This window comes from Nocardioides sp. (genome assembly GCF_036401255.1).
Taxonomy (GTDB): Bacteria; Actinomycetota; Actinomycetes; order Propionibacteriales; family Nocardioidaceae; genus Nocardioides.
On the sequence record NZ_DASWVI010000018.1, the window covers coordinates 1 to 16,668 of the forward strand.

The 16,668-nt window shown below is 73.1% G+C and carries 14 protein-coding genes; 11 read left to right on the plus strand and 3 right to left on the minus strand.

All coding sequences use genetic code 11. From position 1 onward, the window contains the following. The 3 genes from VGD85_RS00590 to VGD85_RS00600 all read right to left on the minus strand — a co-directional run. The coding region (locus tag VGD85_RS00590; protein WP_331061505.1) for a DUF3488 and transglutaminase-like domain-containing protein at window positions 1-1,925 on the minus strand (1,925 nt) is incomplete at its 3' end. Window positions 1,926-1,933: 8 nt separating this feature from the next. Beyond that, on the minus strand, window positions 1,934-3,211 hold the full coding sequence (locus VGD85_RS00595) for a DUF58 domain-containing protein (RefSeq protein ID WP_331061506.1): 1,278 nt from the start codon (window positions 3,209-3,211) through the stop codon (window positions 1,934-1,936). 40 nt (window positions 3,212-3,251) lie between these two features. Continuing rightward, window positions 3,252-4,190: an AAA family ATPase gene (locus tag VGD85_RS00600; RefSeq protein ID WP_414690735.1), complete on the minus strand. Its 939-nt coding sequence runs from the start codon at window positions 4,188-4,190 to the stop codon at window positions 3,252-3,254. 472 nt (window positions 4,191-4,662) lie between these two features. Between VGD85_RS00600 and mraZ the strand changes: the two genes are divergently transcribed. The 11 genes from mraZ to murG form a co-directional block, all read left to right on the plus strand. Further along, entirely contained in the window at window positions 4,663-5,097 is a 435-nt protein-coding gene (mraZ, locus tag VGD85_RS00605; RefSeq protein ID WP_331061508.1) for a division/cell wall cluster transcriptional repressor MraZ, read from the plus strand. Window positions 5,098-5,327: 230 nt separating this feature from the next. After that, window positions 5,328-5,486, plus strand: coding sequence for a hypothetical protein (locus VGD85_RS00610; protein WP_331061509.1), 159 nt, complete (start codon window positions 5,328-5,330; stop codon window positions 5,484-5,486). A gap of 1 nt (window position 5,487) precedes the next feature. Beyond that, window positions 5,488-6,447 (plus strand): 16S rRNA (cytosine(1402)-N(4))-methyltransferase RsmH, encoded by a 960-nt coding sequence (rsmH, locus tag VGD85_RS00615; protein WP_331061510.1) that lies wholly within the window; start codon window positions 5,488-5,490, stop codon window positions 6,445-6,447. After that, window positions 6,444-7,112, plus strand: coding sequence for a hypothetical protein (locus tag VGD85_RS00620; protein WP_331061511.1), 669 nt, complete (start codon window positions 6,444-6,446; stop codon window positions 7,110-7,112). The genes rsmH and VGD85_RS00620 overlap by 4 nt, the downstream gene beginning before the upstream one ends. 52 nt (window positions 7,113-7,164) lie before the next feature. Then, the gene (locus tag VGD85_RS00625) at window positions 7,165-8,925 is read left to right on the plus strand and encodes a penicillin-binding protein 2 (RefSeq protein ID WP_331061512.1); all 1,761 of its coding nucleotides are present in this window, start codon (window positions 7,165-7,167) and stop codon (window positions 8,923-8,925) included. 76 nt (window positions 8,926-9,001) lie between these two features. Continuing rightward, the gene (locus VGD85_RS00630) at window positions 9,002-10,474 is read left to right on the plus strand and encodes a UDP-N-acetylmuramoyl-L-alanyl-D-glutamate--2,6-diaminopimelate ligase (protein ID WP_331061517.1); all 1,473 of its coding nucleotides are present in this window, start codon (window positions 9,002-9,004) and stop codon (window positions 10,472-10,474) included. Continuing rightward, window positions 10,471-11,847 carry a UDP-N-acetylmuramoyl-tripeptide--D-alanyl-D-alanine ligase gene (locus VGD85_RS00635; protein WP_331061518.1) on the plus strand — a complete coding sequence of 459 codons (1,377 nt, stop codon included), beginning with the start codon at window positions 10,471-10,473 and terminating at the stop codon, window positions 11,845-11,847. The genes VGD85_RS00630 and VGD85_RS00635 overlap by 4 nt, the downstream gene beginning before the upstream one ends. After that, a complete protein-coding gene (gene mraY / locus VGD85_RS00640) occupies window positions 11,844-12,941 on the plus strand; it encodes a phospho-N-acetylmuramoyl-pentapeptide-transferase (RefSeq protein WP_331061513.1) in 1,098 nt (365 codons plus the stop codon). The genes VGD85_RS00635 and mraY overlap by 4 nt, the downstream gene beginning before the upstream one ends. After that, complete coding sequence (gene murD, locus VGD85_RS00645; protein WP_331061514.1) at window positions 12,938-14,413, plus strand: UDP-N-acetylmuramoyl-L-alanine--D-glutamate ligase; 1,476 nt, start codon at window positions 12,938-12,940, stop codon at window positions 14,411-14,413. The genes mraY and murD overlap by 4 nt, the downstream gene beginning before the upstream one ends. 30 nt (window positions 14,414-14,443) lie before the next feature. After that, on the plus strand, window positions 14,444-15,697 hold the full coding sequence (ftsW, locus tag VGD85_RS00650; RefSeq protein WP_331061515.1) for a putative lipid II flippase FtsW: 1,254 nt from the start codon (window positions 14,444-14,446) through the stop codon (window positions 15,695-15,697). Window positions 15,698-15,719: 22 nt separating this feature from the next. After that, a partial coding sequence (murG, locus tag VGD85_RS00655; protein WP_331061516.1) for an undecaprenyldiphospho-muramoylpentapeptide beta-N-acetylglucosaminyltransferase occupies window positions 15,720-16,668 on the plus strand: 949 nt, incomplete at its 3' end.

The window sequence follows — 16,668 nt, forward strand, 5'->3', positions numbered from 1 at the left end:
CGCACCAGGCTCGGCAGGAGCAGCGCCGCCGCGAGCACGAGCACGCCGGCCGCGCCGCCGAGCACCCGGCCCCACGCGACGCCCGCGCTGCGCTCCTCGTCCTGCGGCGTCTCCGCCGAGGAGTCCGCGGTCTGCGTCGCCCGGTTCGACGGACCGGAGACGCCCGCGCTGGACTGGGTCGCGGTCGGCTGGGAGGGGCCGTTGTCCTGCGGGAGACCGCGGACGGTGTACGACGGGACTCCGGTGGCCCGGTCGGCCGGGGTGGGCTCGAACCGCACCCATCCTGATCCCTGGAAGTAGAGCTCGGGCCAGGTGTGCATGTCGTGGGAGCTGTAGACCCACGTGTTCGGACCGTCCGGGTCGGGGGAGAGGAACCCGACGGCGACCCGCGCGGGGATCCCGAGGACGCGCGCCATCACGGCCATCGCGGAGGCGAACTGCTCGCAGTAGCCCGTGCGTCCGCCCGACCCCTCGGTGAGGAACTGCGTCAGCGCGTCGTACCCGTTGCCGGCCGCCGCCGTGTCGAGTGAGTAGGTGAACCCCCCGGTCGAGCGGAACCAGTTCTGCAGCGCGACGGCCTTGTCGAACCGGTTGGTCTGGTTGCGGGTGACCTCGGCGGCCAGCTGGCGCACGATCGGCGGCAGGTCGGGCGGGACGTCGGTGTAGGACTCGGCGACCTTGCCGACCGAGGAGCCCGCGCCCCGGAGCCGCTGTGCGGTGAGGTCGAGCTGGAGGCTGCTCATCGTGTAGTGGAGCCCGGCGGTGGTCAGGTCGTCGGGCACGGCCAGGAAGTCCATGGTGGTGCCGTCGAAGCGCCAGTCGCCCTCGGCCTTGACGTTGCTGACCGGGTACTGCGTGGGCAGCCACGTCGAGTCGAACCCCGGCAGGATCGTGACGTCGTAGGGCAGCTCGCTGCGGCTCACCTCGGCGTCCACACCGGACGGCGGCGGCAGCTGTCCGTCGGCGCGGTGGTCGGCGGGCACGTCGCGGTCGCCCGGCGTCCACTCGACGTCGGTGAAGCGGGTGAGCGTCAGGATCCGCAGGTAGGAGGGGCGCGGATCGGTGGTGGTGATCCGCACCAGGTCGGTGTCCCGGCCGCGGCGCAGGTCGCGGACCAGGTCCGCGGTGGGGTTGTCGACGCGGATGTCGTCGCCGGCGCCGTGGCCCGGGCCGAAGTCGAACAGGCTGACCCCGGTGCTCGGCACGAGCAGGGGGAGCACCATCGCGAGCGCGGTCGCGGCGCCGCCGAGGCCGGTGGCGGTGCGGCGTACGGCGTGCGCTCCGGCGCCCAGCGAGATCGGGTCGCCGGTCTCGCGGTCCTCCGCGATCGGCCGGCCCCACCGGCTGACGTGCTCGTTCTCCTCGAGGAACAGCATGGCCAAGAACCCGGCGGCGGTGCCGACGAAGACCCACCAGGCGATCGGGGCCTCGATGATGCTCACCGGGACCGTGTAGACCGCCAGGAGCGGCAGCCCCGCCAGCGGCACCCGGTGCAGGGTGCAGGCGAGCAGGTCGACCAGCAGCAGGCAGGCCAGCCCGCTGAGGATGAGCAGCGGGTCGATCGGTGGCGCCGATGCCGGGACGGGCGCCGCGAACTCCCGCGAGCTGTCGAGTGCCGAGGCGATCGCCGCTCGCACCTCCGGCAGCGTGTCGGAGGTCGGCAGCCAGGAGCCGGCGATGAGCTGGCAGGCCACCCACCCCGCGAGGGCGACCTGGGTGGCGACGACGGCCGGGCCGGGCCACCGCCACCACCGGGTCGCGGCGCCCGTGGCGGCCACGACGACGCCGAGCAGCAGCAGCGGGTTGAGGAAGCCGCCGGGGACCTCGGCGAAGCCGCGCCAGCCGTACAACGCGAGCAGCGTCGTCGCGGCCGCGACCGACGCCAGCGTGATGCCGGCGGACAGGCTGCCTCGCGTGCGGGTCATCGAGCGCATCATGCGGTCGCCTCCGAGGCCGGACGCGTCGCGCCGCGCGAGCTGTGAGAACTGGTGTGCCCGAGCTCCTGCCAGACCGCGTCGAGTCGGTCGCGAGGGCCGAGCGGGACCGCCCGCCACCCCTGCTGACCGAGCGCCCGGGTCGCGCCCTCGCCGGCCGGCGCACCGAGCCAGGCGTCGACGTCGAGCGCGATCGCCAGCGCGGACCCGGCCTGGTGCTGCATCCGGCGCAGCACCGGCAGGTCCGTGGCGCCCAGACCTCCGAACACGGCGACGGTGAGTCCGCCGTGGGCACCCTCGGCGAGCCAGCCGGTGTCGAGGTGTGGCTGCTGGATCGCCTGGACGACCGCCAGCGCCTCCAGGAGCGGGCCGGTGTTGAGGTCGGTGTCGCGCAGGTGCCAGGCGTTGGACGCGGGATCCTCGCCCAGCGCGGTCACGAGGCGTACGGCGAAGCCACGGTGGCTCAGGTGCACCGCGATCGATGCGGCGGCCGAGACCGCCGCCTCGAGCGAGGACGCGATGCCCTGTCCCCGGTGGGCCTGGAGCCGGTTGTCCAGCACGAGCGTGGCCCGCGACTGCCAGGGCTGCTCCTCGCGGCGCACCATGAGCTCGCCCAGCCGGGCCGAGCTGCGCCAGTGCACCCGCCGCAGGTCGTCGCCCTGGCGGTACTCGCGCACCGTGACGTCCTCGGCGCTTCCGGTGGCGAACGCCCGCGGCCGGTTGTCACCCGAGCCGGTCCAGGCGCCGCCCAGCGGGATCTGGGGGAGTGCCACGGTGCGCGGTGTCACGATCAGCGGCACCGTGGTGCGGAACGTGCGGCCCAGCTCCACCAGGCCGAACGGGTCGGTGACGCGCACCGACATCGGCCCGATCTCGAACCGGCCACGGACGTCGGAGCGCACCTGGTAGGAGACGCTCTGGCGCCACCCGCTGCCGATGCCCTCGACCACGAACCGGGGCCGCGTGCCGAGGACGTAGGGAACGTGGTCCTCGAGGAGCAGGACGCCGTTGGGGCTGCGGCCCTCGTTGCTGAGGGCCAGCGACACGCGGGCCGGCTGGCCGGCTGCGACCAGCTGGGGCGTCACGGTGCGCACCAGCGCCAGCCGATAGCGGTTGCGACCCACCACCCAGGCGGTGAGGAGGGGCAGCACGAGCACGAGTACGCCGACCCGGGTCAGCGCCGACTGGTCGAGCACGATCGCGCACACCACCGCGGTCACTCCGGCGGCGAGGAACGCCCGCCCGCGGACGGTGAGCCCCGCCAGTGCCTCCCTCATCGCATCCCTCTCGCAGCTCGCTCGCAGCTCTCGCGCACCCTCAGCGGTGCTGGCCGTCGGGCACGGGCACGGTGGCGAGGACGGCGTCGAGGATCGCGGTGGTCGAGCGGCCGCTCATCGCCGCCTCGACGCCGGGCAGCAGCCGGTGGGCGAGCACGGGCCGCGCGAGCCGGGTCACGTCGTCGGGGAGCACGTAGTCGCGGTCCGCCATCGCCGCGACGGCCTTGGCCGCGCGGACCAGGTGCAGCGTGGCCCGGGGGGACGCGCCCAGCGTCAGCTCCTCCGAGCGGCGTGTGGCCGCGGTGATCGCCACCGCGTAACGCTGCACGGCGTCCGAGACGTGCACCTGGCCGACGATCGCGATCAGCTTGCGCACCTCCGCGGCGTCGGTGACCGGCTCGAGGTCGTCGAGCGGGTTGGCCCTCGTGTGCGAGTTCAGCATCGCGATCTCCGCCGCCTCGACCGGGTAGCCGACCGAGACGCGGGCCATGAACCGGTCGCGCTGCGCCTCCGGCAGCGCGTAGGTGCCCTCCATCTCGATGGGGTTCTGGGTCGCGATCACCATGAAGGGCTGCTCGAGCTGGTAGGTCGTGTTGTCGACGGTGACCTGGCGCTCCTCCATGCACTCCAGCAGCGCCGACTGCGTCTTCGGCGAGGCCCGGTTGATCTCGTCGCCCACGACGATGTTCGCGAACACCCCGCCCGGGCGGAACTCGAACTCCCGGGTGTTCTGGTTGAACACCGACACGCCGGTGACGTCGGAGGGCAGCAGGTCCGGCGTGAACTGGATGCGGCGCACCGACGAGTCGATGCTGCGGGCCAGAGCCTTGCTCAGCTGGGTCTTGCCGACGCCGGGGACGTCCTCGATCAGCAGGTGCCCCTCCGCGAGCAGCACGACGAGGGAGGCGTCGACGACATCGGGCTTGCCCTCGATGACCCGCTCGATGTTCGCGCGCACCCGGCCGACCACCCGTGCCAGCGTCTGGAGGTCCGCGCCCCCCGCTTCAGTTCTCACGTCTGCGTCCCTTCCCCTCCCGCGTGACCCGTGTCACCGGATGGCCCCACCGTAGTCGTGCCGGAAACCTACGGGCACCGGTCCTCGGTGGATCCGACTCCCGGAGTCACGGTTTGGTTGCGGTCCCGGTTCGAGGCGAGCGCGGGCGCGGCGTGCGAGCCGTCCTCCACCACGCCCCACCACCGGCGGATCCTCCCCACCTACGCACCACCCGCGCTCGCCGGTGCGGCCCCGGCACCCCGCTGACCTGCGCAAACGCAGATCGCGGGCGCGACGCCACCGGCGGCGTACGCCGGCGGGAGAGCGCGGTCGCGGCGTCGAACCGGCCGGATTCCCGCGGGCGACATGCGCGATGTGGTTGACGGTGGGGCAAAGTGGCGTAAAGTGGAGCGCAGTGGAGGAAGGGTCCGTCGAGGGCCGGAGTGGGAGGCGCCCGATGTTCTTCATGGGCACCTACACCCCGAAGCTCGACGAGAAAGGGCGACTGTTCCTCCCGGCCAAGTTCAGGGACCGACTCGCGGAGGGACTCGTCGTGACCCAAGGTCAGGAGAACTGCCTGGTCGTGTGGCCCACCGACGTGTTCATGGAGGAGGCCCGCCGAGCCCAGGCGACGCCGATGACGGTGCGCGGAGCGCGTGACTACGCCCGCGTCCTGTTCGCCGGCGCCGACGAGGGGTCGCTGGACAAGCAGGGCCGGATCGGCATCGCGGCACCGCTGCGCGAGTACGCCGGCCTGGACCGCGACGTCGTCGTCATCGGCGTCATGGACCGCATCGAGATCTGGGACCCGGCCCGCTGGCGGGAGTACTCCGCCGGCGCGCAGGCGAAGTTCGCCGAGCTCGACGAGCAACCGGCACCCGGCCCGAACTAGCAGCACCGGCACCACCACAACAGCGCACCACACAACAGCACAGCGATCCGCAGGACGAGGTCTCGAGCCCGCTCCCATGGCCATCTGGGGCACCTTCCCCGGTTCCAGACGGCACTTCCCCTTCTCACACCCGGGAGCGGGCAGGGACCTGGTCAGGCGGATCGCCGCATTTCTCCACCACCACCAGCACCAGCACCAGCACATCCAGTCGGGACACGAGGGTCGAACCCATGAGCATCGCGCCAGTACCTGCGCCGTTCGAGGCGCCGCCGCGCCGCGTGCGCCAGCAGGCCCGCGACGCGGCGACGGTGATGGCGTTCTCGGCCGCGACCTCGATCGCGGTCACGCTGGGCTTCCTGGTCCTCGCGTTCCTGGCGCGTCAGGCCTGACATGGCCGCCCCCGCCCACGTCCCGGTGCTGCTCGACCGGGTCGTCGCCCTGCTGGCCCCCGCGCTCGAGCGCGACGGCTCGATCCTGGTGGACGCCACGCTCGGCCTCGGTGGTCACAGCGAGGCGGTCCTGTCCCGGTTCCCCGCGACCAGGGTCGTCGGCATCGACCGCGACCCGGACGCCCTCGCGCTGGCCGGCGAGCGCCTGGCCCCGTTCGGCGAGCGGTTCACCGGCGTGCACGCGGTCTACGACGAGCTGCGCGACGTCCTGGCCGGGCTCGGGCTGGCGAGCGTCGACGCCGTGCTCTTCGACCTCGGGGTGTCCTCCATGCAGCTCGACGTGCGCGAGCGCGGCTTCGCCTACGCCGAGGACGCCCCGCTGGACATGCGGATGGACGGCACGAGCGGCCCGACGGCCGCCGACGTGCTCAACACCTACGACGTCGACGACCTGACCCGGGTGCTGCGCGAGTACGGCGAGGAGCGGTTCGCCCGCAAGATCGCCGCCGCCGTGGTGCGCGAGCGCTCCCGGGAGCCGTTCACCCGCTCCGGGCGCCTGGTCGAGCTGCTCTACGCCGAGATCCCCGCGCCGGCCCGGCGTACCGGCGGGCACCCGGCCAAGCGCACCTTCCAGGCGCTCCGCATGGAGGTCAACGACGAGCTCGCGGTGCTGCGGCGGGCGATCCCCGCCGCGATCGCGGCGATCGGCGTCGGCGGCCGGGTCGTGGTCGAGTCCTACCACTCCCTGGAGGACCGCCTGGTCAAGCAGGCGTTCACCGCCGCCACCCGCCTCGACGTCCCCGAGGACCTCCCGTTCGTGCCTCCCGGCCACGAGCCGGCCCTGCGCCTGGTCACCCGCGGGGCCGAGAAGGCCGGCCCCGACGAGATCTCCCACAACCCGCGCGCCGCCTCGGTCCGGCTGCGCGCGATCGAGCGCCTGAGTGAGGGAGCCGCAGCATGAGCAGTCCCACCCCGCAGGCCCGGACCCGGATCCCGCGCATCGCCGAGGTGGCGGTGGAGCGGGCCCGGCTCACCGTGGTGCCCCGCACCCGCGCCCAGGCGGCGCGGATGCCGTTCGTCGCGCTCGTCACGATGGTGCTGCTCGGCGGCGTCGTCGGGCTGCTGCTGTTCAACACCTCGATGCAGCAGTCCTCGTTCGCGGCCACCGCGCTGGAGAGCCAGGCGACCACCCTGGCCGCCCGCGAGCAGAGCCTGCAGATGGACCTGGACCGACTGCGCGACCCGCAGCGGATCGCCACGGCCGCCCAGCACCTGGGCATGGTGCAGGCCTGCGGCCCGGCGTTCCTCCGGCTCGGCACCGGGACGGTCACCGGTCAGCCGTGCGCGGCCGACGGGAGCGTCCCGTTCCGGATCGACCCGCCGGCGCCGGTCAAGCCCGCCGTCCTCGACCCCGCGCCGAACGTGGTGCGCGTGCCCGCCGACGACACCGGCAACGACCCGGGCAGCGACCCGGGCAGCGACCCGGGCCGCGACCCGGGCAGCGACACGGGCCGCGGAGGAGCCGGGAACGGCGGGGGAGACGGTAAGAAGAACCAGGAGCACCAGCAGACCCAGCAGACCCAGCAGTCCCAGGAGAACCAGCAGCAACAGCAGCCGCGCCACTGACCGACCGATCCCGACCGACCCCGACCGCACCCACCGCACCCACGGAGACCCGATGCGCCAGCCTCGCCCGCCCCGCGGCTCCCTGCGCGGCGCCCCCCATCTCCGGCTGCGGGTCGGGTTCGTGGTGATCGCGATGGTGCTCTCGGTCTTCGGCGCGCGGCTCGTGCAGCTGCAGGGCGTCGACCCCAACTCCTACGCGGCGATGGCCGCCGCCGAGGGCGTGGACCAGGTGGTCCTGCCCGCCACGCGCGGCGACATCGTGGACCGCAACGGCAAGCCCCTGGCCGGCTCGATCGACGGGCTGATGATCGTCGCCGACCCGTCGATGACCGCCGACCGGGCCCCCGAGCTGGCGCGCTTCTTGTACCGGCGGCTCGACATCGACTACGTCGACACGCTGAACAAGCTGCGCGAGCAGGGCAGCCGGTTCGAGTACATCGCCCGCCGGGTGCCGGCCACGCAGGCCACGGAGGTCGTCGACGCGGCCGAGAAGCTCGGCTTCGAGGGCCTCGACACCCGCCGCGACCCGGTCCGCGACTACCCGGCCGGTGACGTCGCGGCCAACCTGGTCGGCTTCATGGGCACCGACGAGCCGCTCGCCGGCCTCGAGCGGACCTTCGACCACCAGCTCGCCGGACGCGACGGCTCGGCCCGCTACGAGGTGGGTGGCGGCCATCGGATCCCTCTGGGCGAGAGCACGGTCACCGAGCCGGTCGACGGCCAGGACCTGCGCACGACGATCGACCTCGACCTGCAGTGGTACGCGCAGCGGGTGCTCGGCCAGACGGTCGAGAACGCGCGCGGCGACAGCGGGTTCGCCGTCGTGATGGACAGCCGCACCGGTGAGCTGCTCGCGGTCGCCGACTACCCGACGTTCGACGCCAACGACCCGACCGCCTCGCCGAAGGCCGACCTGGGCTCGCGGGCCATGCAGGACGTCTACGAGCCCGGCTCGGTCGAGAAGGTCCTCACGGTCAGCTCCCTGATCGACCTGGGACTGGTGACGCCCCGGACGAAGATCGTCGTACCGTCCCAGCTGCGCCGCGAGGACCGGCCGATCAACGACTGGTTCACCCACGGCACCCTCCACCTCACGCTCGCCGGGGTGATCGCCCAGTCCTCCAACATCGGCACGGTGCTCGCGGCCGACAAGTTCCAGCAGGGCCAGCTCTACGACTACCTGCGCGACTTCGGCCTCGGCGAGCGCACCGGCATCGGCGTGCGGGGCGAGACCCAGGGCCTGCTGCCCGACGCCAGCGCCTGGACCCACCAGATGCAGGACCGCATCGCGTTCGGGCAGTCGCTGTCGGTCAACGGCGTCCAGATGGCGGCCGCCGTCAACACGATCGCCAACGGCGGCGTGCGGGTCTCCCCGAGCCTGATCAAGGGCACGGCGACCACGGACGACGGAGCGGTCGTCGGCACCGACACCGCCACCAAGCGCCGGGTGATCAGCGCCCGCGCCGCGCGCGACACCATGCGGATGATGGAGCGGGTGGTCGACCCCGACGTCGGCGTCGCACCCGGCGCCGCCATCGCGGGCTACCGGGTGGCGGGCAAGACCGGCACCGCGCAGCGGGTCGGTGAGGAGTGCGGGTGCTACGACGGCTCGTTCACGGTCTCGTTCGCCGGCTTCGCCCCCGCCGACGACCCCCGGTTCACCGTCTACGTCGTGGTCCAGAACCCCCGCAACGGCGGGGGCGGCGGCTCGGTCGGCGGCCCGGCGTTCGCGAAGATCATGAGCTACGCGCTCCAGCGCTACGCCGTCCCCCCGACCGGGACCTCGCCCTCCCGACTCCCGGTCGAGTGGTAGCCGGGCGCAGCGATAGCCTCGCGTGGTGAGCGACTCCACCCGGCCCGCGCGGCCCTCGCGGACCCCGCTCGCGACCGTGGCGGGATGGGCCGGTGCCGAGATCCGGGGCGAGGGCGGCGGCGTCGAGGTCACCGGGATCTCGCTCTCCTCCCAACGGGTGCGGCCCGGTGACGTGTACGCCGCGCTCCCGGGCAGCCGCGCCCACGGCATCGACTACGCCGGTGCGGCGGTCGGGGCGGGCGCGGTCGCCGTCCTCACCGACCCGGATGGGGCGGCGGCCACCAGCGGACTCGGCGTACCCCTCCTGGTCGTGGAGCGACCACGAGCCGTGCTCGGCAGCCTCGCCGCCCGGATCTACGGCGACCCGGCGGCCTCCATGCGGATGATCGGCGTGACCGGCACCCAGGGCAAGACCACGACGACCAGGCTGCTCGAGGGCGGCCTGGAGCAGGCGGGGCTCCCCGCGGCCGTGATCGGCACCGTCGGCACCCGGGTGGCCGGCGAGGACGTGCGGACGACCCTCACCACCCCCGAGGCACCGGATCTGCACGGCCTGTTCGCGATGATGCGCGAGCGCGGGGTCGAGACCTGCGCGATGGAGGTCTCCAGCCACGCGCTGGTGATGGGCCGCGTCGACGGGGTCGTCTTCGACGTCGCGGTGTTCTTGAACCTGGGGCGCGACCACCTGGACTTCCACCGCGACGTCGAGGACTACTTCGCCGCGAAGGCCTCCCTGTTCACCCCGGGGCGGGCGCGGCTCGGGCTCGTCAACGTCGACGATGCCCACGGCCGGCGGCTGCTCACCGAGACGACCGTGCCGGTGCGCACGTTCTCGGCGGCCGGGGCGGCGGCGGACTGGCGTGCGGAGGAGGTGGCGCCGCGGGCCGACGGCTCGGACTTCGTGGTCGTCGGGCCCGGTGGCACGCGGATCACCGCGCGGTGCCCGCTGCCCGGGGACTTCAACGTCGCCAACACGCTCGCGGCCGTCGCGGCCGCCGGCGAGGCCGGGTTGGACGCCGCTGCGGTCGCCGCGGGCATCGCGGCGGGCGGCGGGGTGCCGGGGCGGCTCGAACGCGTCGACGCGGGCCAGGACTTCGAGGTCGTCGTCGACTACGCGCACAAGCCGGACGCCGTGGAGGCGGCGATCCGGACGCTGCGCCCGCTGACGACGGGTCGGGTGATCGTCGTGCTGGGCGCCGGCGGCGACCGCGATCCCGGCAAGCGGCCGATCATGGCTGGAATCGCCGCGCGGCTGGCCGATGTGCTGATCGTGACCGACGACAACCCCCGCACCGAGGACCCGGCGTCGATCCGGTCTGAGATGCTCTCCGGGGTGCCGTCAGGCACTGGCTCGGGCACCGGCTCGGGTGAGGTCCTCGAGATCGGGGACCGGCGGGCCGCGATCCGCGAGGCGCTGCGCCTGGCCAGGACCGGTGACATCGTGCTGGTCGCCGGCAAGGGACACGAGACGGGACAGGAAGTCGCAGGCGTGGTGCACCCGTTCGACGACCGCGAGGTAGTGAAAGAGGAGATCGCGTGCTTGAGATGACGCTGGGCAAGATCGCCAAGGTGGTGGGCGGGACGGTCGCCGGCGACCCGGACGTCCTCGTGGACGCTCCGGCGTACGTCGACTCCCGCCAGGCCGTGCCCGGTGGCCTGTTCGTGGCGATCAAGGGCGAGCACGTCGACGGCCACGACTACGCGGCCGGCGCGCACGCCGTGCTCGGCAGCCGGGCGACCGAGGCGCCCACGGTCGTCGTCCGCGACCCCGTGGTCGCGCTGGGCAAGCTCGCCGCCCACGTCGTGCGACGGCTGGACGCGACCGTGCTGGCCCTCACCGGGTCCCAGGGCAAGACCGGCACCAAGGACTACCTCGCCCACATCCTCGCCGCGGCCGGCTCGACGGTCGCCACCGCCGGCAGCTACAACAACGAGATCGGCCTGCCGCTCACGGTGCTGCGCGCCCACGCCGAGACCCGGTTCCTCGTGCTGGAGATGGGCGCCCGGCGGATCGGCCACATCAAGCACCTCTGCGAGATCGCGCCACCCAAGGTCGCCGCGGTCCTCAACGTCGGCACGGCCCACATCGGCGAGTTCGGCAGCAAGGACTCGATCGCCTTCGCCAAGGGCGAGATCATCGGGGCCCTCCCGGGGGACGGCACCGCGGTGCTCAACGCCGGCGACGCGCTGGTCGCCGCGATGGCCTCCCGCACGGCCGCACGCGTGATCACGTTCGGCGCGGGCGAGGCGGACGTCACCGAGCGGGGGAGCGAGGTCGACGACCTCGGACGGGTGTCGTTCGAGATCGGGTACGCCGACGAGTGGCACCCGGTCCACCTGCAGCAGAGCGGCCTCCACCAGGCCCAGAACGCGCTCGCCGCGGCCGGGATGGCACTGGCCGTCGACGTCCCGCTCGACCTCATCGCGACCCGGCTGTCGCAGGCGACCGCGGCCTCGCCGATGCGGATGGAGATCCACGAGCGCGCGGACGGCCTGATCGTCGTCAACGACGCCTACAACGCCAACCCCACCTCGGTGACGGCCGCTCTCGAGTCGCTCTCGGTGATCGGCCGGCGCCGGCACCGGCGTACGGTCGCGGTGCTCGGCGAGATGCTCGACCTCGGCCGCCAGTCCTACGCCGGGCACGTCCAGGTCGGCCGGGCCGCCGCCCGGCTCGGCACCGACATCGTCGTGGTGGTCGGCGCGGCCGCCGGCGGCATCGTCGAGGGGCTCGAGGCGGTGGCCGCCTGGCGCGGCGACGGCGTCGTCGCGGAGGAGATGGACGAGGCCATCGAGTGGATACGGGAGAATGTCCTGCCCGATGACGTGGTCCTCGTCAAGGCGTCCCACGGGGTCGCCCTGTGGGAGATCGCCGACGCACTGCTCGAGACCGATCCGGAGGAGGACCGAACCGAGTCATGAGAGCCATCCTGTTCGGAGGCGGGCTGGCGCTGCTCGTCTCGCTGCTCGGGACGCGGGTGGCGATCAAGCAGTTCACGCGGCTGGGCTACGGCCAGGAGATCCGAGACGACGGCCCGACCAGCCACCACACCAAGCGCGGGACGCCGACCATGGGCGGCGTCGTGATCATCCTGGCGACCGTCATCGGCTACTTCGGCGCCAAGCTGTTCACCCAGGACATGCCGACGGCCTCGGCGCTGCTGCTGCTCTTCCTGCTCGTCGGCACCGGCCTGGTCGGCTTCCTCGACGACTTCATCAAGATCTCCAAGCAGCGCAGCCTCGGCCTGCGCAGCAAGGCGAAGATGATCGGTCTCACGGTGGTCGCGCTGGTCTTCGGCGCGCTGTCGCTCTCGCCGTGGCTCGAGGACGACCGCGGCCAGACGCCGGCGTCCAAGCACCTCTCGTTCATCCGCGACATCGGGTGGATCACGTTGCCGACGGTCGTGGTGCTGCTGCTGATCTGGCTGATCATCGCGGCCACCTCGAACGGCGTGAACCTCACCGACGGCCTCGACGGTCTCGCCACGGGCGCCAGCGTGATGGTCTTCGGCGCCTACATGTTCGTGAACATCTGGCAGAACAACCAGTGGTGCGGCCAGACCGGGCTCGACCAGGTCAACCTCTGCTACGAGGTGCGCGACCCGCTCGACCTGGCGGTCGTCGCCGCCGCGATCACCGGCGCCTGCTTCGGGTTCTTGTGGTGGAACGCGTCGCCGGCCGCGATCTTCATGGGCGACACCGGATCGCTGGCCCTCGGCGGCGCGCTCGCCGGCCTCGCGATCTTGACCCGCACCGAGCTGCTGCTGATCATCCTCGGCGGCCTGTTCGTGCTCGAGACGGTCTCGGTGATGCTGCAGGTCAGCACGTTCAAGGTGACCAAGCGGCTGACAGGCACGGGCCGCCGCCTGTTCCGCATCGCGCCGATCCACCACCACTTCGAGATGCTCGGCTGGGAGCAGGTCACCGTGACGATCCGCTTCTGGATCATCACCGGCATCTGCGTCGCCGTCGGGCTGGGCGTGTTCTACGCCGAGTGGGTCGCGGGCATCGGATGACGCCCCTGGGCCTGGGCCGGCACGACTCCTGGGAGGGCGTTCGCGCGGTCGTCGCGGGGTTCGGCGCCTCGGGCTTCGCCGCGGCCGACAACCTCAACCACCTCGGGGCGAGCGTCGTCGCGGTCGACGAGTCCGACGCGGGAGACCGCCCGGCCAAGGCCGAGCTGCTCGAGGTGCTCGGGGCCGACGTACGCCTGGGTCCCGGCAGCGCCGACACGCTGCCCGACGAGGTCGACGTGCTCGTGACCTCGCCGGGCTGGAAGCCCACCGCGCCCCTGATCGCGCAAGCACTCGCCCGTGGCGTCCCGGTCTGGGGCGAGGTCGAGCTGGCCTGGCGGCTGCGCGACCCCGACCACCACACGCCGTGGCTGGCGGTCACCGGCACCAACGGCAAGACCACCACCGTCTTGATGCTCGACGCGATCCTGCGCGCCGCCGGCCTGCGCAGCATCGCCGTGGGCAACGTCGGGCTGCCGATCGTCGAGGCGGTCATGGACCCCGAACCGTACGACGTGCTCGCCGTGGAGCTGTCCAGCTTCCAGCTGCACTACACCGACTCGATGAGCGCGGAGTCGGCGGCGGTGCTCAACGTCGCCGAGGACCACCTGGACTGGTACGCCGGTCCGAGCGGTCGGGCCGCCTACGCGGCCGACAAGGGCCGGATCTACGAACGCGTCCAGCGGGCCTGCGTCTACAACGTCGCCGACCCCGAGACCGAGCGGCTGGTGCGGGAGGCCGACGTCGTCGAGGGGGCGCGGGCGGTGGGGTTCACCCTCGGCATGCCCGGGGTCGGGATGGTCGGCCTGGTCGAGGACATCCTGGCCGACCGGGCGTTCATCGAGCAGCGCGACACCAGCGCGGCCGAGCTCTGCACGATCTCCGACCTGACGCTGGGCTCCCCGGCCGGGGCGGCCCCGCACAACGTCGCGAACGCGCTCGCCGCGGCGGCCCTGGCGCGAGCCCACGGCGTGTCCCAGGCGGCCGTCCGCGACGGGCTGCGCTCCTTCCGGCCCGGTCCCCACCGGATCACCGTGGTCGCCGAGAGGGACGGCGTCACCTGGGTCGACGACTCCAAGGCCACCAACCCGCACGCCGCCCAGACCTCGCTGCAGGCCTACGACTCGGTCGTGTGGGTCGCGGGCGGGCTGACCAAGGGCGCCCACTTCGACGACCTGGTCCGCGCCGTGCGCGGGCGACTCCGCGGCGTGGTGCTGATCGGCCGCGACCGCGACGTGATCGCGGCGGCGCTTTCGCGACACGCGCCGGATGTGCCGGTCATCGTGGTCGACGCCGACGAGACTGAGGGCGATCACGGTGGACGTGCCATGGAGCGCGTGGTCGGGGCGGCAGCCGAGTTGGCCCGACCCGGCGACACGGTCCTGCTGGCGCCCGGCTGCGCCTCCATGGACATGTTCACCGACTACGCCGAGCGCGGTGACGCGTTCGGCGACGCCGTCCGACGCAGACCGTAGGAGCCGACGACCCGAGGGGAGGGGTGGGGCGTGACGACCGCGAACCCGCTCGACCCCGTCGACCGGGCCGCCCATCCCGCGGCCGGACGGTCGCCCCGCGGCTGGTTCGCCACCGTCCGGCACGCGCTCGACCGGCCGCTCACGGCGTACTACCTGCTGCTCGGCGCCTCGGGGCTGCTGCTCACCATCGGCCTGATCATGGTGCTGAGCGCCTCGAGCGTGTACTCCTTCGAGAAGAACGGCAGCTCCTACGCGATCGTCGAGCGCCAGCTGCTCTGGGTGCTGATCGGCATCCCCGCCGCCTGGATCGCCTCCCGGCTGCCGCACTCGGTGCTGCGCCGCTTCGCGTGGCTGGCCCTGCTGGTCTCGATCGTGCTGCTCGCCCTCACCCAGCTCGGTCTGGGGCGCACCGTCAACGGCAACACGAACTGGCTCGGCGTCGGCCCCTTCGTCGTCCAGCCCGCCGAGATCGCGAAGCTGTCGATCGTGCTGTGGGCGGCGCACGTCTACGCCCGCAAGGAGAAGCGGCTCGGCAGCCTGCACGAGGTCTTCGTCCCCGTCGTGCCCGGCATGCTGCTGGTGGTGGCCCTGGTCGTGCTCGGCCACGACCTCGGCACCGCACTGGTGCTGATGGCGATCCTGCTCGCGATGCTGTGGGTGGTGGGAGCGCCGGGCCGGCTGTTCTCCGTGACGCTGACGGTCATCGGCGTCGTCGCGATCTGGCTGGCCTCGACCAGCTCGGAGCGGCGCGAGCGGCTGACGAACTTCGCCGACCCGTTCAAGGACTTCCACGACGCGGGCTGGCAACCGGCGCACGGGCTCTACGCACTCTCGCACGGCGGTGTCTTCGGGCAGGGCATCGGCGCCAGCCAGCAGAAGTGGGGCAACCTGCCCGAGGCACACACCGACTTCATCTTCGCCGTCCTCGGCGAGGAGCTGGGCCTGGTCGGCACGCTGCTGGTGATCGCGCTGTTCCTCACGATCGCCTACGCCGCGATCCGGGTCGCCACGCACACCGAGGACAGCTTCGTGCGCTACACGACCTTCGGCATTGTGGTGTGGCTGCTCGGCCAGATGATCATCAACGTCGGCATGGTGCTCGCCCTGCTCCCGGTCATCGGCATCCCGCTGCCGCTGGTCTCCTACGGCGGGTCCGCGCTGGTGCCCTCCCTGGTCGCGCTCGGCCTGCTGATCGGCTTCGCGCGCCGCGAGCCCGAAGCGGCCCGTGCGCTGGCGCAGCGCAAGCGGGCTCGCTCGGCCGGGCTCTCCGCGGGCCACCTGTAAGCGCTCCTCTAAGGTTGCCGCGATGCGCGTTCTCCTCGCCGGTGGTGGCACCGCCGGACACACCTCGCCCCTGCTCGCCACCGCCGACGCCCTGCGCCGACTGGAGCCCGACGTCGAGATCACCTGCCTCGGCACCCCCCGCGGCCTGGAGAACAAGGTGGTCCCCGAGGCCGGCTACCCCCTCGAGCTGATCCCGCCCGTGCCGCTGCCGCGCCGCCCCGGTGCCGACCTCGCGAAGGTCCCGGCCCGGCTGCGCGCCGCGGTCCGCGAGACCCGGGCCGTGCTCGACCGGGTCCGTCCCGACGTCGTCGTCGGCTACGGCGGCTACGTCTCCATGCCGCTCTACCTCGCGGTCCGCAAGGGGCAGGTCCCGCTGGTCATCCACGAGCAGAACACCGTGCCCGGCCTGGCCAACCGGGCCGGGGCGCGGTTCGCCCAGCGGGTGCTCGTGAGCTTCCCCGACACGCCCCTGCGCAACGCCGAGTACGTCGGCCTGCCGATCCGGCCGATGATCTCGGGCCTGGACCGGGCGGCTCTGCGGGCCGAGGCCCGCGCGTTCTTCGGGCTCGACCCGGACCGCCCCACGCTGCTGGTCACCGGCGGATCGCAGGGCGCGCGCCGGCTCAACCAGGCCGTCTCCGGGGCGGCCGGTGCGCTCGCGGCCGCGGGCGTGCAGGTCCTCCACGCCGAGGGCAAGCACGGCGGCGCCGATCCGGCGCGGCCGGAGTCCGGGACCGTCCCCTATGTCGTCGTCGAGTACATCGACCGGATGGACCTGGCCTTCGCCGCCGCGGACCTCGTCGTGTGCCGCGCCGGCGCCAACTCCGTCACCGAGGCCGCGGCCGTGGGCCTGCCCGCGGTGTTCGTGCCGCTGCCGATCGGCAACGGCGAGCAGACCCTGAACGCCAAGCCCGTCGTCGAGGCCGGCGGCGCGCTGCTCGTCGACGACGCCGAGCTCACCACCGACTGGG

What these genes read in the sequence shown, in the direction of transcription:
- VGD85_RS00595 (WP_331061506.1), bottom strand. Translation starts at nt 3,211, where the DNA reads ATGAGGGAGGCACTGGCGGGGCTCACCGTCCGCGGGCGGGCGTTCCTC.
- mraZ (WP_331061508.1), top strand. Translation starts at nt 4,663, where the DNA reads ATGTTCTTCATGGGCACCTACACCCCGAAGCTCGACGAGAAAGGGCGA.
- VGD85_RS00610 (WP_331061509.1), top strand. Translation starts at nt 5,328, where the DNA reads ATGAGCATCGCGCCAGTACCTGCGCCGTTCGAGGCGCCGCCGCGCCGC.
- rsmH (WP_331061510.1), top strand. Translation starts at nt 5,488, where the DNA reads ATGGCCGCCCCCGCCCACGTCCCGGTGCTGCTCGACCGGGTCGTCGCC.
- VGD85_RS00620 (WP_331061511.1), top strand. Translation starts at nt 6,444, where the DNA reads ATGAGCAGTCCCACCCCGCAGGCCCGGACCCGGATCCCGCGCATCGCC.
- VGD85_RS00625 (WP_331061512.1), top strand. Translation starts at nt 7,165, where the DNA reads ATGCGCCAGCCTCGCCCGCCCCGCGGCTCCCTGCGCGGCGCCCCCCAT.
- VGD85_RS00635 (WP_331061518.1), top strand. Translation starts at nt 10,471, where the DNA reads ATGACGCTGGGCAAGATCGCCAAGGTGGTGGGCGGGACGGTCGCCGGC.
- mraY (WP_331061513.1), top strand. Translation starts at nt 11,844, where the DNA reads ATGAGAGCCATCCTGTTCGGAGGCGGGCTGGCGCTGCTCGTCTCGCTG.
- murD (WP_331061514.1), top strand. Translation starts at nt 12,938, where the DNA reads ATGACGCCCCTGGGCCTGGGCCGGCACGACTCCTGGGAGGGCGTTCGC.